16 protein-coding genes are annotated in these 15921 nt (G+C 68.6%); 6 read left to right on the forward strand and 10 right to left on the reverse strand.

Going from position 1 to position 15921, the window contains the following annotated elements; all coding sequences use genetic code 11:
• The first annotated feature begins 306 nt into the window (after positions 1–306).
• On the forward strand, positions 307–864 hold the full coding sequence (locus tag ACFOSH_RS36075; RefSeq protein WP_378244803.1) for a dihydrofolate reductase family protein: 558 nt from the start codon (positions 307–309) through the stop codon (positions 862–864).
• Between the two features lie 36 nt (positions 865–900).
• On the opposite strand, the gene ACFOSH_RS36080 is transcribed toward ACFOSH_RS36075, so the two are convergent.
• From ACFOSH_RS36080 to ACFOSH_RS36095, 4 genes are read right to left on the reverse strand one after another with little or no spacing between them, the layout of a single operon-like run.
• Complete coding sequence (locus ACFOSH_RS36080) at positions 901–1464, reverse strand: GTP-binding protein (RefSeq protein WP_101606490.1); 564 nt, start codon at positions 1462–1464, stop codon at positions 901–903.
• Positions 1465–1492: 28 nt separating this feature from the next.
• Positions 1493–2248, reverse strand: coding sequence for a DUF742 domain-containing protein (locus tag ACFOSH_RS36085; protein WP_378244806.1), 756 nt, complete (start codon positions 2246–2248; stop codon positions 1493–1495).
• 7 nt (positions 2249–2255) lie between these two features.
• Entirely contained in the window at positions 2256–2708 is a 453-nt protein-coding gene (locus ACFOSH_RS36090; protein WP_378244808.1) for a roadblock/LC7 domain-containing protein, read from the reverse strand.
• Complete coding sequence (locus ACFOSH_RS36095; RefSeq protein WP_378244828.1) at positions 2705–6160, reverse strand: nitrate- and nitrite sensing domain-containing protein; 3456 nt, start codon at positions 6158–6160, stop codon at positions 2705–2707. The genes ACFOSH_RS36090 and ACFOSH_RS36095 overlap by 4 nt, the downstream gene beginning before the upstream one ends.
• Before the next feature lie 972 nt (positions 6161–7132).
• Here ACFOSH_RS36095 and ACFOSH_RS36100 point away from each other — a divergent pair.
• Positions 7133–7555, forward strand: a complete 423-nt coding sequence (locus ACFOSH_RS36100; RefSeq protein ID WP_378244809.1) for a DUF485 domain-containing protein — start codon at positions 7133–7135, stop codon at positions 7553–7555.
• Positions 7552–9126, forward strand: coding sequence for a solute symporter family protein (locus ACFOSH_RS36105; protein ID WP_378244811.1), 1575 nt, complete (start codon positions 7552–7554; stop codon positions 9124–9126). Before ACFOSH_RS36100 ends, ACFOSH_RS36105 begins: the two co-directional genes overlap by 4 nt.
• 61 nt (positions 9127–9187) lie before the next feature.
• Here the strand turns inward: ACFOSH_RS36105 and ACFOSH_RS36110 are convergent, their stop codons facing one another.
• Positions 9188–9757 (reverse strand): TetR/AcrR family transcriptional regulator, encoded by a 570-nt coding sequence (locus ACFOSH_RS36110; RefSeq protein ID WP_378244813.1) that lies wholly within the window; start codon positions 9755–9757, stop codon positions 9188–9190.
• Positions 9758–9939: 182 nt separating this feature from the next.
• On the opposite strand from ACFOSH_RS36110, the gene ACFOSH_RS36115 reads away from it, so the two are divergent.
• Positions 9940–11319 (forward strand): MFS transporter, encoded by a 1380-nt coding sequence (locus ACFOSH_RS36115; protein WP_378244815.1) that lies wholly within the window; start codon positions 9940–9942, stop codon positions 11317–11319.
• Here ACFOSH_RS36115 and ACFOSH_RS36120 read toward each other — a convergent pair.
• The 5 genes from ACFOSH_RS36120 to ACFOSH_RS36140 all read right to left on the reverse strand — a co-directional run bounded on the left by ACFOSH_RS36120 (position 11316) and on the right by ACFOSH_RS36140 (position 14358).
• Complete coding sequence (locus ACFOSH_RS36120) at positions 11316–11669, reverse strand: DUF3817 domain-containing protein (RefSeq protein WP_378244817.1); 354 nt, start codon at positions 11667–11669, stop codon at positions 11316–11318. The genes ACFOSH_RS36115 and ACFOSH_RS36120 overlap by 4 nt on opposite strands.
• A gap of 23 nt (positions 11670–11692) precedes the next feature.
• A complete protein-coding gene (locus ACFOSH_RS36125) occupies positions 11693–12064 on the reverse strand; it encodes a hypothetical protein (protein ID WP_378244819.1) in 372 nt (123 codons plus the stop codon).
• Positions 12065–12353: 289 nt separating this feature from the next.
• A complete protein-coding gene (locus tag ACFOSH_RS36130; RefSeq protein ID WP_378244821.1) occupies positions 12354–13238 on the reverse strand; it encodes a lytic transglycosylase domain-containing protein in 885 nt (294 codons plus the stop codon).
• Between the two features lie 131 nt (positions 13239–13369).
• On the reverse strand, positions 13370–13852 hold the full coding sequence (locus ACFOSH_RS36135) for a helix-turn-helix transcriptional regulator (RefSeq protein WP_364204251.1): 483 nt from the start codon (positions 13850–13852) through the stop codon (positions 13370–13372).
• A gap of 350 nt (positions 13853–14202) precedes the next feature.
• Positions 14203–14358, reverse strand: a complete 156-nt coding sequence (locus tag ACFOSH_RS36140) for a hypothetical protein (protein ID WP_191254788.1) — start codon at positions 14356–14358, stop codon at positions 14203–14205.
• 132 nt (positions 14359–14490) lie between these two features.
• Between ACFOSH_RS36140 and ACFOSH_RS36145 the strand changes: the two genes are divergently transcribed.
• Together ACFOSH_RS36145 and ACFOSH_RS36150 are read left to right on the forward strand one after the other, a co-directional pair.
• On the forward strand, positions 14491–15276 hold the full coding sequence (locus ACFOSH_RS36145; protein WP_378244824.1) for a crotonase/enoyl-CoA hydratase family protein: 786 nt from the start codon (positions 14491–14493) through the stop codon (positions 15274–15276).
• 10 nt (positions 15277–15286) lie between these two features.
• The gene (locus tag ACFOSH_RS36150) at positions 15287–15823 is read left to right on the forward strand and encodes a GNAT family N-acetyltransferase (RefSeq protein WP_378244826.1); all 537 of its coding nucleotides are present in this window, start codon (positions 15287–15289) and stop codon (positions 15821–15823) included.
• The last annotated feature ends 98 nt before the right edge of the window (positions 15824–15921 follow it).

Here is a 15921-nt window from a genome sequence, read left to right on the forward strand (position 1 = left end):
GATCCACCGGACGAAAACCCATAGCCACACCAGGATTCTCCCAGCATCACCAGCCCACACCAAAATCATCACCAGCAGGTCGCCCCAAAACGCAACAGCCTCCTCAAGGTAGTGAAGGAGGCCTTCACTACCTCCCGCGGCGCTGAGACCCGCGCATTCAGAGGACTAAATGCGGGGAGCGCGAGATCGAGACCACCGCATTTAGTCCTCTGAATGCGGGCGAGCCGTGTCGAGAACCTGGGACCCGCTCCGACCCCTCGGTGTCCGGCGCCCGGAAAGCGGGCGCCACACCGAAGGGATCACCCCATGCGCAAGCTCGTCTACTTCGTCCACACCTCGGTCGACGGCCACATCGAAGGCCCGAACGGCGAGTTCGACTGGCCCGAGATGGGCCCCGAGCTGTCCGGCCACTCCAAGGAACTGGCCGACCGCTCGGACACCTTCGTCTACGGGCGGCGCGTCTGGGAGATGATGTCGTCGTTCTGGCCGGAGGCCGAGAAGAAGTCGACCCACCCGCACGTCCTGGATTTCGCGCCGATCTGGCGGGAGACGAAGAAGATCGTCTTCTCCCGGACACTGGAAAAGGCGGATTGGGACACCGAGGTCATCAACGACGACCTCGCCGAGCGCATGACCGAACTCAAGGCCAGGCCCGGGAAGGATCTGCTGCTCACGGGCGGGACCGAACTGGCCACCGCGTGCGCCCGCCACGGTCTGGTCGACGAGTTCCACATCGTCGTGCACCCGGTGGCGCTCGGCGGCGGAAAGCAGGTGCTCGCGGGCGGTGCCCGGGCGGGCCTGCGGCTGACCGGCACCCGCACGTTCGACGGGCGCGCGGTCCTGCTGACCTACGAACTGGCGTGAAACCGGGCGGCAGCCCCTACGCTGCCGCCGTCGGGATCACCTCGAGTTGCTCGCGCGCAACGCGATCCACTGCCGCATCGCGTACTCGACCAGCGTGATCAGCGTCTGTTTGGTCGACTCCCGCTCCCGTGCGTCACACCGGACGATCGGGATGTTGGGATCGATCGACAGCGCTTCACGCACGTCGTTGATGTCGTGTTCGAGGACGCCGTCGAAGGTGTTGACCCCGACGATGTAGGGCAGGCCCCGGTCCTCGAAGAAGTCGATCGGCGCGAACGAATCGGCCAGCCGTCGCGTGTCGGCCAGCACCACGGCGCCGATCGCGCCGCGGACGAGGTCGTCCCACATGAACCAGAACCGCTGCTGCCCGGGCGTGCCGAACAGGTAGAGGATCAGGTCCGCGTCCAGGGATACCCTGCCGAAGTCCATCGCGACCGTGGTGGTCGATTTGTTGGGCGTCTGGTCGAGGTTGTCGATCCCCCGACTGGCGTCGGTCATCATCGCCTCGGTGGTGAGCGGGACGATCTCCGACACCGAACCGACGAAGGTCGTCTTGCCCGCACCGAAGCCACCCGCCACGACGATCTTCGCGGATGTCATGGTCGGGGGCGCGGTGTCCCGCGGTGCCTTAAAGCCGACGGAGTCCACTCAAAACCCTTTCCATCAACACCAGATGTGCCTCGGCGCCGTCATTGCCCGAAATCGTCTTGTGCACGCTGACCAGCCCCGCGTCCGCCGCGTCACTGATCAGCACGCGTGCCACACCCAGTGGTACGCGCAACGTCGCCGCGATCTCGGCGACCGAACGCGGGGTCCGGCACTCCTCGATGATCGAAATACATTCGATCTGCTCCATGACTACCGAGGGGAGGCTACCCGCGGCGACGTGGTCCTTGGTGGAGATCAGGGTCTCCAGCTCGAGAGCGTAGTTCGCCTTGGTCCGGCCGCCGGTGAGGGCATAGGGACGGACGATCGCCGTCTCTTCGAGCGGCGACGACGCCTGCTCGAAGACAGCGGGCATGATGAACTCGCCACTGGGTGGACCCGGGTCGAAAAGACCACCTGGTCTCGGCCCGACGGCGCCTGCGCCGCTGTCGGGTGGAGAGGCAAGTGAGGTCACGCGGTCTCCTTGATCGGTCGGCTGCGGGACTGCCGATTCCCCGGCGGCGTGTGCTCCGCCCGCTTGGGGAACAGAGGCATCTTCGGACTGCTTGTTCTTCTTGCGCTTCCGACGACCACGGCCCGAATCCAGGGTGAAGCCGTTCAAGACGTCGGCGAAGGTGCCGTCGTCCCGTGAACCGGCAGCATGAGCAGCCCCCGCGTACGGAGGCTGGTACTCACCCGTCCCCGGCGGTTCGCCGAAGGATCCGGATCCGGTGCTCATCGGGACATCATCCCACCGGTTCGCCGATCAGCGACCCACCGGCGCCCTGCAATTGTGCGCGGAGCTCCGGCGTGAGGATCTGACCGACGCGGTCGACGAGCATCGTCATCTCGTAGGCGACCTGACCGATGTCGCAGTTCGGGGCGGCGAGGATCGCCAGGCAGGAGCCGTCGCTGATGGACATCAGCACCATGATGCCGAGTTCCATCTCGACGACGGTCTCGTTGACCGCGCCCGCCTCGAAGCAGCGGGCGGCGCCCTGGGTCAGGCTCACCAGGCCGGACGCGACCGCGGCCAGCTGATCGGCCCGGTCCAGCGGGAGCCTGCTGGACGCGGTGAGCAGGAGGCCGTCCGCCGACACGACCACGGCGTGCGCCACTCCGGGTACCCGCTCGGCGAAGTCGTTCACCAGCCACCCGAACTGGTTCTGCTGGGGCTGGGCCGGGTTCGGCGAGTTCATTCACCCTCCAGGGGTTCGTGGTTGACTTCGGTCGCCTGGGCTGTGTGGTGCCGTCCGCGCTGGATGCCCTGCTGAAAACTGCTCAGGCGACCGCGCACGTCGTGCGCGTCCCGCTGTGGTCGGGGGGTGACCGCCCCGGCGGGGGGTCCCGCGCTGCCCGGGAGCAGTTGCTCCCCGCGACGGCGCCTGGGTAATCCTGCCGAAGTCATCTTCGACGGCACGGACTGGGACACCGCTTGGGCGGCTTTCCAGCCTTCGTCGGAGCCGAAGTTCCAGGCATCGGTCTTCTCGGTGGCGGCGACCGGCTCCGGTTCCGGCGTCGCTGCCTGCGGTTTCTTGTCGGGTTTCCGGCTCGGCAACGCGGCGGGCGATGCCGCCGGACGCGAGACCGTCTCCGCCGATTCCGAAGACTGCACCGCCTTCGCGGGCTCGGGAGCGGGCTCGGGCGTCGTGTCCGGCTGGGTGGCGGGGAGCTGTGCGGTGGCAGGCGCCGCTTTGTCCGCCGCCTCCTTCCGGCCTCGCTGGACACCCTGCTGGAAACTGCTCAGGCGACCGCGCACGTTCACCGGGTCGCGGACCGGCAGTTCCGACCTGGTGTCGGGCTGGGCGGCCGGGACCGACGACGCCGCACTGCCCGGCAGGAGCTGCTCACCCTTGCGACGGCGCGGCAACCCGGCCTGGGTGAACGTCGACGGGGCGTTCTGCGAGACCTCCTGGACCGTGCGGAAGGCCTTGTCACTGGCGAAGTCCCAGTTACGGGCTTCCTGCTCGGCGGTGGAATCGGCGGTGGAATCGGCTTCGGCGGCGGGAGCGGGCTCGGCCGGCTTCCTCTCTTCGGGCTCCTTCTTCCCCGGCTTCTCCACCTTGACCGCGGGTTTGACCGCGGGCTTTTCCGGAGCGGGCGCGGGAGAACGGAACCACGCCGAGAGCATCTCGTCGAAGATCGGCGTCGTCTCCGACGCTGTGGGCGCCGTGGGCGCCGCCGGGGCGGCCGGGGGCGGCGTGGTCGCCTGGCTCCACCATTCGCTCAGCGCGGTGCTGTTCTTGGCCTCGAACAGTTCCTTGCCGCTGGGGAGCTCGTCTTCCGCCGAAGCCGGCGCGGACGTGGCGGGCTTCTCCGGCTCCTCGGCGACCGGCTCGGGCTCGGGTTCCGGCCGGCGCGGCAACGGGGCGGGCGGCTGCGCGGGCGGCGCTGTCGTCTCGTCCTGGGGGATCGGGCTGAACAGCGCCGTTCCCGAGATCTCCAGATTCGACGGCGGCCGTGGTTCCTGCGTCCTGCTGTGCCCGTTCACCCCGGTTTTGGTGTGACCCGCCAGATCGTTCGCCGACGGCCAGCGCTCGCCGCCCTGCGAGGGAACGCTCGGCACCGCGGGCCGCGAGCCGTTCGCCGCGGGACGCTGACGGCGCGGCAGGCCGCCCGACTGCTGCGGCGGCAGCGGCGCGAGGCGCTGGGTGATCGGGCCGGTGGCGGGGCCGGGATCCCCCCCGGGCGGGACCATCACGAGGTCCGCCGGGACCGAGACGGTGGCGCGCACGCCGACGATGTCCTTGCCGCCGTGCAGCGAGACACCGATGCGGTGCCTGCTGGCCAGCCGCCCGACCACGAACAGGCCCATCCGGCGCGAGGTGGCGAGGTCGATGTTGGGAGCCTCGGTGAGCCGGGTGTTGGCCTCGGCGACCTCGGCCTCGTTCATCCCGATGCCCTTGTCGAGGATGTCGATGCCGAACGAGCCGTCGTCGACGAGCCTGGTCGCGACGGTCACCTGGGTTTCCGGGGCGGAGAACGCGGTGGCGTTGTCCAGCAGTTCGGCGATCAGGCGCATCAGGTCGTTGGCGGCGTACCCGACCAGCCGCACCGGCGGCGGGTTCTGCACGGTGACCCGCTGGTACTGCTCGATCTCGGACACCGCCGCGCGCACCACGTCGGTGGCGGAGACCGGCTGACCGGACCGCCTGCCCGGCTCGGCGCCGGAGAGGACCATCAGGTTCTCGTTGTTGCGGCGCATGCGGGTGGCGAGGTGGTCGAGCTGGAACAGCGTGGCGAGCTGGTCGGCGTCCTCCTCGTCGCGCTCCAGCCGCTCGATCAGCTGCAGCTGCCGCTGCACGAGGCTCTGGCTGCGGCGGGAGAGGTTGACGAACACGTTGCTGTAACCGGTCCGCATCGAAGCCTGCTCGGTGGCCAGGCGCAGCGCCTGGTGGTGCACCTTGTCGAAGGCCCTGGCGACCTCGCCGATCTCGTCGTCGCCGCCGACCGGGACCGGATGCACGTCGGTGCCCTGCGAGCGGCCCTCCTGGATGTTGCGGACCGCGTCGGGCAGCTGCTTCTCGGCGACGTCGAGGGCACTGGCGCGCAGCACCTTCAGCGAGCGGAGCAACTGGCGGGTGATGAGGAAGACGACGGCGACGGCGAGCACCATCGCGCCGAACAGCAGGACCGCGAGCAGGCCAGCACCGCTGCTGGCGTCGTCGACCAATTCGGCCGACACCGCGCTCGTCTCGCCGCCGAACTTGTTCGCGACCTCGCCGACCTTGGTGATCACGGCGGTCGACGCGTCGGTCCAGCCCTGCGCGGACATCGTGCGGAACGCCTGTGTGGCAGGGGTTCCCTGTTCGCCGAGGGCGGTTTTCGCGAGCCTGTCCCGGTTTTCCATCGCGTCGGCACTGACGGCGGCGCCGAACTCCTGGCGCTGCTGTTCCGAAGCGGCGGCACGGAAGTCGGTGAAGCGGTCGGACAGCCGCAGTTCGGCGGTGCGCAGCAGGTCGAGCTCGCTCGGCGCGAGGCTCGACCGGGCGATGCCGAAGGAGACCAGCGCCTGGCTCAGCGACAGCTGTTCCTTCATCACGGCGAGATCGTGCAGCGCGGCGGGAGTGCCACCGAGGACGTTTTCGCTGGCGCCCGCGGACAACGCGGTGTCGAGGGCGAGCAGCGCGGTGGTGATGTCGGTGTACTCGCCGATGGCCTGGACGGGATCGAGCTGCCCGGCGGAGGCCCGCTGCCGGATGTCGGCCAGCTTGTCCAACTGGACGGCCGCGGCGTCCCGAGCCTGGTTGAGCGACGGTTCGTTCTCGACGGCCCTGGACGCGGCGGCCCCGTAAAGCGGGATTGCGGTGTCGACGTCGGCGCGGGCCGAGCCGAGTTCGAGGGTCCCGCCGACGGTGCCGGCGGTCAGCCCGGCGGCGGACTGGGTGCGTTCACGGCCGAGCCCGTCGGCGAGGGTGCGGATCTGCCCGCTCAGCGCGACGAGACGGTCCAGCCGCTGGTAGCCGTCGGAACGGCCGACCTGGCCGGCGATGGTGGCGATGCCGAGCGCGAGCGCGATGAGGATCGGCACCAGCGTCACGGCCGACAGCTTCACCGGCAGACTCCAGTCCCGCCAGCGCACGAGCGCACGCCAGCCGGTGGCCCATCGAGAGGGCCGGGGAGTGCGTCCCAGCAGCTCCCCGACCGGCACTTGGCCTTCTCCTGCAACGGTCACGTAGGTGACTCCCTGTCCGGCGTCCTGGCACGGTCTGAGGCGTCCGTTCCCGCGAGGCACCTGCCCGCGGAGAACTCGGCCCCGGCCTGACCACGTGATCGATCGCGACGCGAGGGGCCCCGTCCGGCGATCCGGGTGTCCCCAGGAACACCGGTCCGCCTCGGGAGGTCTTGCACCTGCACGTGCAGGTCGCAACCTGCGAAGTGCATGGTCGTCGAGATCAACTTTTCTTTGCCAATCGATCACTGCGGGTCAGCCGGGCCAAAGAATCGTACACCAATCCGGGTGCCGTCAATTCTGTCGAGTACACGGGTTCTGACCAGCGAAAAGTGTGTGCCCGAACGATGTACAAGGCCCGAAATCCGTCCGCGCGTCACAAACGAGGGAATTCCGGTTACAACTTGCGCCGATACACAGGGTGCCCTCATCACCCGATCAGCCTACGTACGGTAGCCGCATCGCCCGGTCGAACTACTTTCCGTGCCCCCAACGGGTGGGTCAAGCCTAAATATGTGCCCGATGTTGTGGCCTTGTCGCCCACGTCGGCAAGATGTCGCCCGACATGGTGATTTCTTTCGAGACGCCCGGTGAACCGGGAGATCGTCGCCGGTACGGGGTGGCGCGCAGGCTATCGAAGCCCGCCCCGACCGGGAAGCGAAACTACGATCTGTCACCGATATGAGCGACACAGCGTGGTCATCGTCCATCGTTTGCCGCAGTGGGCCGTTCGGGCGACGACCGCGCGTGACAATCCGCCTCACTATTACGAGTGAGAAAGCCGGATCATTTCGACCGAAACGAATTCCGGGAACACTATTCCGACGCGAAAACGAATACCGGTACCCACTGCCGTGGAAGCGGGGTCGCCTATTCAGCGCGCGTGAAGCCGCAGTTAGTATGTGCGCTCCCGTGCCGCGCCACGGATGCCAGCAAGCCCCGGAGGAACCCATGCCCGACGTCGCGCGTCCTTACGCGGCGAGCAACGCCCTGGAGGACACCGGGCAGATGCCCGCGCTGTTCGTCCGCGAGCGTCAGTCCGCTCCCCCACCACCGCGCAGCACCGGCCCGGACTTCGACCGGATCCAGCACGGCAAGGAATTCGTCGCGCTGCGCAAGACCTTCCGGCGGTTCGTGTTCCCGATGAGCCTGCTGTTCTTCACCTGGTACATGACGTTCGTGCTGCTGGCGGCCTACGCGCACGACTTCATGAGCCGGAAGGTGTGGGGCGAGGTCAACGTCGGGATCCTGCTCGGGCTCGGCCAGTTCGCCAGCACGATCCTGATCACGATCGCCTACCTCAAGTTCGCCAACAAGCGGCTCGATCCCCAGGTCGAGCAGCTGAGGGCCTCGGTCGGGGCAGGTGAGCGATGAGCATCCCCGACAACAACCCGGCCCTGAACATCGCGGTGTTCGCGCTGTTCGTCGCGATCACCCTGTATGTGGTGTACCGCGCCAGTACGCGCAATTCGTCCACTTCGGACTACTACGCGGCGGGCAGCGCTTTCACCGGACGACAGAACGGAATCGCACTTTCGGGTGACTTCCTCTCGGCGGCGTCGTTCCTCGGTATCGCCGGGGCGATCGCGATCCACGGCTACGACGGCTTCCTGTATTCGATCGGGTTCCTCGTCGCCTGGATGGTCGACCTGCTGCTGATCGCGGAACTGCTGCGCAACACCGGCCGCTTCACCATGGGCGACGTGCTGAGCTTCCGGATGAAGCAGCGCCCGGTCCGCGCCGCGGCCGCGACGTCGACACTGGTGATCTCCTTCTTCTACATGCTCGCGCAGATGGCGGGCGCCGGCGGGCTGGTGGCGCTACTGCTGGACATCCACGGCGGCATCGGCCAGGCGCTCGTGATCGGCGTCGTCGGCGTCGTCATGGTGCTGTACGTGCTGGTCGGCGGGATGAAGGGCACCACGTGGGTGCAGATCATCAAGGCGACCATCCTGCTGCTGACCGGTGCCCTGATCACCGTGTTCCTGTTCGGCAAGTTCGGCTTCAGCTTCTCGAACCTGCTCTCGGCCGCCGCCGACAACAGCCCGCTCGGCGACGAGCTGCTGGAGCCGGGCGGGTCGTACGGCAAGAGCGAGGTCACGAAACTCGACTTCGTCTCGCTGGCACTGGCGCTCGTCCTCGGCGCCGCCGCGCTCCCGCACGTGCTGATGCGCTTCTACACGGTGCCGAACTCGCGCGAGGCGCGGCGTTCGGTGGTGTGGGCGACCGCGTGCATGACCGTCTTCTACCTCTGCACCCTGGTCATCGGCTTCGGCGCGGCCGCGCTGGTCGGCCCGGAGACGATCAAGAACGCCCCGGGCGGGGAGAACTCGGCCGCGCCGCTGCTCGCGCTGAACATCGGCGGCACACTCCTGCTCGGCATCGTCTCGGCGGTGGCGTTCGCGACCATCCTCGCCGTCGTCGCCGGACTGACGATCACCGCGTCGGCCTCCTTCGCCCACGACGTCTACGCGAACATCTTCAAACGCGGCAAGGCGGAACCGGCCGCGGAGGTCCGGGTCGCCCGGCTGACCGCGGTCGCCGTCGGGGCGTTCGCGATCGTGGGCGGCATCCTGGCGAACGGGCAGAACATCGCGTTCCTGGTGGCGCTGGCGTTCGCCGTCGCCGCGTCGGCGAACCTCTCGACGCTGCTGTACTCGCTGTTCTGGAAACGCTTCAACACCACCGGCACCCTGTGGGGCATCTACGGCGGGCTGATCGCGAGCCTGGTGCTTGTGTTCTTCTCGCCGGTGATGTCCGGTTCCGCGGACTCGATCATCAAGAGCGTCGACTTCCACTGGTTCCCGCTGAAGAACCCGGGTCTGGTGTCGATCCCGTTCTCGTTCCTGTGCGGGATCGTGGGCACCTTCGTCGGCCGGTCGAAGGCCGACCCGGTCAAGCACGCCGAGATGGAGGTGCGGTCCTTGACCGGGATCGGCTCCTGACTCCCTGACGCGCGCGCCATGAAAGGTCCTTTCCTTGCGAATTTCGCAAGGAAAGGACCTTTCATGGCGTCCGGAGGCCGTCCAGCACGATCGTGAGCAGCCGCTGGGTGTCCTCGGGCGAAGCCTTGCTCGCGGCCGAGCCCACCCCGTGTCCGAGCCGCAGGATGTCGACGCCGGCGACGTCGGGCCGGATCACGCCCTCGTCCTGAGCCGCCTTCACGATCGTGTCGGCCGCGGCCCGCAAACGTGACTGGCACCAGCCGAAGACTTCGGACCCGGCGTCGACGGACGCCTTCAGCGTCATCGCGAGCCCGTGCTTCTCGACCACGTAGATGACGTGCGTGGCCAGCCACGTCTCGAGCGCCTTCCCGGGCGGCAGCTCTTCGAGCAGGTCGTAGGCCTGCTGCGCCAGCCCGTCGATCTCGTCGCGGTAGACGGCCTCGATCAGTTTGTCGCGCGTCGGGAAGTGCCGGTACAACGTGCCCGCGCCGACCCCGGCACGTTTCGCGATGTCGTCGGCGGGCACGTCCACGCCGTCGGCGGCGAAGGCCTCCTTCGCGACGGCCACGATGCGCTCGTAGTTGCGCCGCGCGTCCGCGCGCATGGGGCGGGCCGGATCGGCCGTGTCCATCTGCACCTCCTCGGGCGACGAAAACGGAGACGTTCTCCGAATTCACTTGCGTAAGCGGAGACAGTCTCCATATCATCGCTCACGACCTCAAGTGGAGAGTCTCTCCGCTTCATCTCGTTACGTCTTTGGAGTATTCCTTGACCGAGCGATCCTTGCGTACCGAGCCTAGGCCGGAGACGGCCGTGGCCCCACCGCCTCCGCACCGGCTGGTCCTCCCGATCGTGCTGACCTGCCAGCTCATGCTCATCCTCGACGCGACGGTGATGAACGTCGCGCTCCCCCGCATCCAGTCCGAACTCGGCTTCACCGCCACCGGCCTGTCCTGGGTGATGACCGCGTACAGCCTCGTCTTCGGCGGCTTGCTGCTGCTCGGCGGACGGGCGGGCGACCTGTTCGGCCGCCGCCGGATGTTCGTCGTCGGCACGGCCGTGTTCACCGCCGCCTCCCTGCTCGGCGGCCTCGCCGGTTCGGCGGAAATGCTGATCGCCGCCCGGGTCGTGCAAGGCGTCGGCGCCGCGCTCGCCGGACCGAGCACCTTGGCGCTGATCACCAGCACATTCACCGAAGCCAAGGCCCGGGTGCGCGCGCTGGCGCTGTTCTCGGCGATGTCCAGCGGCGGTTTCGCGATCGGCCTGCTGCTCGGCGGGCTGCTGACCGAATGGGTCTCGTGGCGCGCGGCGCTGTACATCAACGTCCCGTTCGGGCTCGCGATCGTCCTGCTCACCTCGCGGTACGTCGCCGATCCTCCTCGACGGCGCGCGCGGCTGGACCTTCCCGGCGCGTTCACCGGCACCTTCGGCGTCGGCTCGCTCGTGTTCGCCTTCACCCACGCGGCCTCGAACGGCTGGGGCGACACGATCACCCTCGGCTCCCTCGCCGCCGGGCTGGCGTTGCTGGCCGCGTTCGTCACCATCGAGACCAGGGTGAGCGAACCGCTGATCCCGTTGCGGCTGTTCGCCGAACGCGACCGCGCCGCGGCCTACGTCAACTTCTTCCTCGGGCCGATGGCCATGATGTCGATGTTCTTCTTCCTGACCCAGTTCCTGCAGGACATCGCGGGTTTCGCCGCCTTGGAGACCGGCTTCGCGTTCCTGCCGATGGCGGTCTGCATGTTCGGGCTCAGCAGGCTGATCCCGAAGCTGCTCCCCCGGTTCGGGCCGAAACCGCTCGCGCTGACCGGGACCGCGCTGATGACCGGCGGGGTCGTCTGGCTGGCCACCCTCACCACGGCCAGCGGGTACTTCTCGCATTTGCTCGGGCCGATGCTGCTGATGGGTGTCGGCGCGGGGCTGGCGTTCTCCCCGCTCAGCGTGATCATCATGGCGACGGTGCCCACCGACGACGCGGGTGCCGCGGGCGGTGCTCTGCAGACGTTGCAGCAGGTCGGGGCGACACTGGGGCTGGCGATCCTGATCACCGTGTTCGGCGCGGTGACACGGACCCCGTCGGGGAGCCCGGCGGAGACCACCGTCGACGGGATGACCGCGGCCTTCACCGCCGCCGCCGTGGTCACGGCACTGTCGTTCCTGGTGGCGCTGAGCTTCCGGCGCCGGACCGCTTAGAGCTTCGCGCCCGCCTGGATCTTGTGCGTGACCTTGCGTTCCATCACGAAGGAGAAGAACGGGATGCAGCCGGCGATCAGCACGAGAAGGGTGCCCTTCATCGACCAGCGGGCCTTGATCGCCAGGTCGATCGCGAGCAGCAGGTAGATCAGGTAGAGCCCGCCGTGGACCATGGGGATCATCTTCACGAACTGGGGGAGTTCCACGCCGAAGACGTACTGCAGCAGCATCTCGACGACCAGTCCGAGCAGGGCCACACCGGTGGCGTACGCCGCGACGCGGAACCGGATCAGCGGTCCGCCCAGCGAGACCGGGCGGACCGGAGCGGCGTCGTCAGTTCGGGTGGTCATAGGGTCTCGAACCTCTCTGGGGACTACTTGTCGCGGGCGTTGAGTTCGCGCAGGTACTGGTTGTAGGCGGCGAGCTCGTCGTCCTCGGGCGGCCGCGGGACCGGGGCGCGCCGCTGCCTGGGCGCCGGCACCTCGGGGACGGCGGTCTCGGCCACCGTCTCCTGGGCGTCGGCCTCGGCGGCGCGTCGACGGAGTTTGCGGATCCGCCAGAACATGAACGCGGGGAACAGCCCGAACAACGGCCACTGCAAGACGTAGCCGAGGTTCTGGAACGTCCCGCTGGCCGAGGAGAACCGCTCCCACTGCCACCAGGCGAGCCCGCAGCACAGCGCCAGGCTCACCAGGCAGACGCCGACGATGCCGAGACGGCGCAGGGCGACGGACGAAGCGGGCACACATCGACGCTAGCACTGGGCGCGGGGCGAAACTTCGCCGACCTGGGCGCTCGGGACCTTGGTCCCGGCTCTGGTCTCGTGAGTGGCGGGACGGTTCCGGTAGAGCCGTATTCGCTCACCCGCTGGAACCGGGCCTCGTCTCTGGGTCGCGGCGGGTGCGGAGGATTTGGGACACTCAACGTCCCGGATCTTCCACTGTCGATCCCGGTCACCCGCTGAACCGTCACGCTCGGGTTGGTCGTGAGTGGCAAGTGACGTTCTAACCATCCTCACCACTCACGAGGCCAGGTCACTTGGAGGCGGCCACGGCCTTCGCGTAGTCGTCCGCCAGCCCGAAGACCTTCTGCGCGTACTCGGTCGAGTTGTTGTACGACAGGATCCCCTGCCACCAGCCCGAGGCGGCCGACATGTCCCGGTTGTTCACGCACAGGTAGCGCGCCGCGGCCAGCGACGCGTCGTCGATCTGCTGCGGGTCGCCGACGCCGTCGCGGTTGCCGTCGGCGGCGTAGCGGCGCCAGGTGCTGGGGATGAACTGCATCGGGCCGACCGCGCGGTCGACGGCCGCGTCGCCGTCGAACTGGCCGCCGTCGGTGTCGCCGATCGCTTTGACGCCGGGCGAGCCGTCGAGCGGGACGCCGATGATCGGCTTCGACGGCCGTCCGTCCTGGCCGAGGACGGCGCCGCCGTACTGGCCGTGGTTCGACTCGATCCGGCCGATGCCCGCGAGGGTGGCCCACGAGATCTTGCAGTTCGGCTGCATCTGGCGCATCGCCAGCTCGGCGTTGCCGTAGGCGAGCAGCGCCCTGGCCGGGATGTTGGTGGCCCGCGCCGCCCGGTCGGACCACGCGGCCAGGGGGTCCTTGCCCGGTTTCGGCTGCACCTGCTGCGGCGTGGTCTGCTGGGTGCCGCCGCCCGCGAGGGTGGCGTTGACCGGGGCGATCGAGCCGGGTTTGACGTCCGCAGCCTTGACCTGCAGCGCGGGGATCTCCATCGTCGTCGGGCTCGCGACCGGCGCGGACGCCTTGGTCACCAGCCAGATCCCGCCCCCGGCGAGGCCGAGCACGGCCAGCACGATCACCAGCCTGCCGAGTACGGCGGCGCCCACCCCGCGGCGTGGCGGAGCGGGCGTGGCCGGGTCGGCGACGAGTTCGTCGTTTTCCGGGGTGGTGCGCACGAAGCGAGTCCTCCAGCGTGGGCGGCGATCACGACCGATGCTCGAACAACGAGCCCGCGCAGGTTAGCGTTACGCGGTAGCCGAGATCGCCCTTGCCACGCCGGTTCACCCGCGCGTGCGAGAAGTTCTCATCAGGCGGACTTCTGCTGCCTCGCCAGCCGTGCGACGCACCAGGCGGGGGCGCTGCCGCGGCGAAGGTGCTGCAAAACGGTCATCGGGCCGAGACGACGGCTCAGGTCCGAAGGCGAGAGCCCGGCCGCGCGGTAGTCGAGAGCGCGCTGGTCGAGCGGGCTGATGCCGGCGTCCCACCAGGCTTCGGCCTCGGCGACGCCGCCGACCATCTGCCACCAGCCCGCGGCGGCGACGAGCAGGTCACGCGGGACGTCCGGAAGACGGCTGCTCATGGCGTCGAGATAGCCGGGGTCGGCGGCCTCGACCGGCGCCCAGCGCGCCTGGCCGGACTGCTGCCGCTGACCGGGGATACCGGGAGCTTGACGGGGTGCGTCGGCGAGCCAGGCGGACGCGATCCTGTCCGTCTCCTGCTCCTCCGGGGTTTGCTCGCGCTCGGCCGCCCACTGCCGGATCAACGCATCGACTCCGGGATCTCCGGTCATCCCTGCCTCCTCATGATTCCCCGACTGACAAGTCCTGACTTACTTGCCCGGCTGAAAGTTTCCGCTGCCTGGGGCTTGCACCTGCGGAAACGCATCCCCAGGAGGCCGGCTCCGGCGCCTGGAGAACCAGCCGATCACGCAATGTGAGCACCGTAGGGGCGCGGAGGTCTTTTCCGCCAGAGCTTCCAGGGCACGAATTCGTCGACCAGCGGGTTTTCGGGGGCAATCCACCCGGATGGTCGAGCCGGCTGACCGAAATCCGAGACGGGTGACTCAGAGTGATAATCGCTGGTGGATGCGCACAGTGATCACCGGCGTCACCAGGGACACCGGTGGAAGTGGGCGACAGGTCAGGAGAAGAGGCTCCGGACGAACGTCACGATGGCCTCGGCACCGGACCGGAGCCAGCCGAGCGCGGTGTGGACGGCGTCGGCGGATTGAGTCGGCTTGCTGATCAGAAAGAAGAGCACGAGCGCGACGACAGCGATCACAACGAATTTCTTCAAGCCGGGCGACATGGCTCCATCCCATCACACCGTAGTGTCCAGACGATGACTCCGCGCGCACTGCGGACTTTGTCACCACTTTAAGGAGATTCGGGCCTTGTTGCCCACCCGGATTCCCCGAGGGAGCGATCGATGAGCGAAAACGTTCTCGTCCACCGGGACGGGCCGGTGACGACGGTCACACTGAACCGGCCCGGATCCCGCAACGCGGTGGACGGGCCGACCGCGGCCGCGCTGGCGGACGCGTTCCGCGCTTTCGACGCCGACGAGGAGGCCGCGGTCGCCGTCCTCACCGGTTCGGGTGACGCCTTCTGCGCCGGAGCCGATCTGAAGGCCATCGGAACCGACCGCTCGAACTCCCTCGACCCAACGGGTGACGGGCCGATGGGGCCGACGCGGATGACGCTGTCGAAGCCGGTGATCGCCGCGGTCCGCGGGCACGCCGTCGCCGGCGGCCTGGAGCTGGCGCTGTGGTGCGATCTGCGGGTCGCCGACAGCACGGCCGTCTTCGGGGTGTTCTGCCGCCGCTGGGGTGTCCCGCTGATCGACGGCGGCACGGTGCGCCTCCCCCGGCTGATCGGGCATTCGCGGGCGATGGACCTGATCCTCACCGGCAGGCCGGTCGACGCCGCCGAGGCGCTCGCGATCGGGCTCGCGAACCGGGTCGTGCCCGACGGCGAGGCGCTGGCGGCCGCGCAAGCCCTGGCGCGTGAACTGGCCGCGTTCCCGCAAGCCTGCCTGCGCGCGGACCGGACGTCCGCGTACGGCCAGTACGGGCTCACCGAGGACGAGGCGATGCGGGCCGAGTTCTCGAACGCGCTGGCCGGCGGCGGGCTCGCAGAAGAAGCCGTCGAAGGCGCCAGCCGGTTCAGTGACGGCGCGGGGCGTCACGGCAGCTTTGGCGGCCTCCGGCCTTAGTGTCTGTCGGATGACCGAAACCGGAGTCGCGCTCAGACCGGTGTCCGAAGGCGACCTGCCGATGCTCGAAGCACTCACGAACGATCCCCAGGCCGCGGGCACGTTCGAGTGGCACGGCTGGCACGACCCGCATTTCCTGCGCCGCCGCTGGACCGAGACCGGCATGCTCGCGGCGGACAACGGGATGCTGATGATCGAACTCGACGGGCGGCGACTCGGTTTCGTCTCGTGGCACAAGACCAGGACCGGGTCGACGTCGTACTGCTGGAACGCCGGCCTCGTGCTCATCCCCGAGGCCCGCGGCCACGGCTACGGCACCGAGGCCCAGCGGTTGCTGGTCCGCTACCTCTTCGCGCACACGCAGATGAACCGGGTCGAGGCGTCGACGGAGGCGGGCAACGCCGCCGAGCAGCGCTCCCTGACGAAGGCGGGCTTCACCAGGGAAGGCGTGCTGCGCGGCTACGGGTTCCGGGACGGGGCCTGGCGCGACCACATCCTCTATTCGATGCTGCGGTCCGATCTGGACCCCGGCCCGGAACGTCCCTAGATGATTGATTCCGTGAAGATCACGTGAAGGAGGCCGGTGTGATGGCCGGGAGGAGGGTGTCCAAGATCAAACCGTGACGAAAGAACTGAACACCCTCC

Origin of the sequence: Amycolatopsis speibonae, assembly GCF_042647925.1 — a bacterium.
GTDB classification, from domain to species: domain Bacteria; phylum Actinomycetota; class Actinomycetes; order Mycobacteriales; family Pseudonocardiaceae; genus Amycolatopsis; species Amycolatopsis speibonae.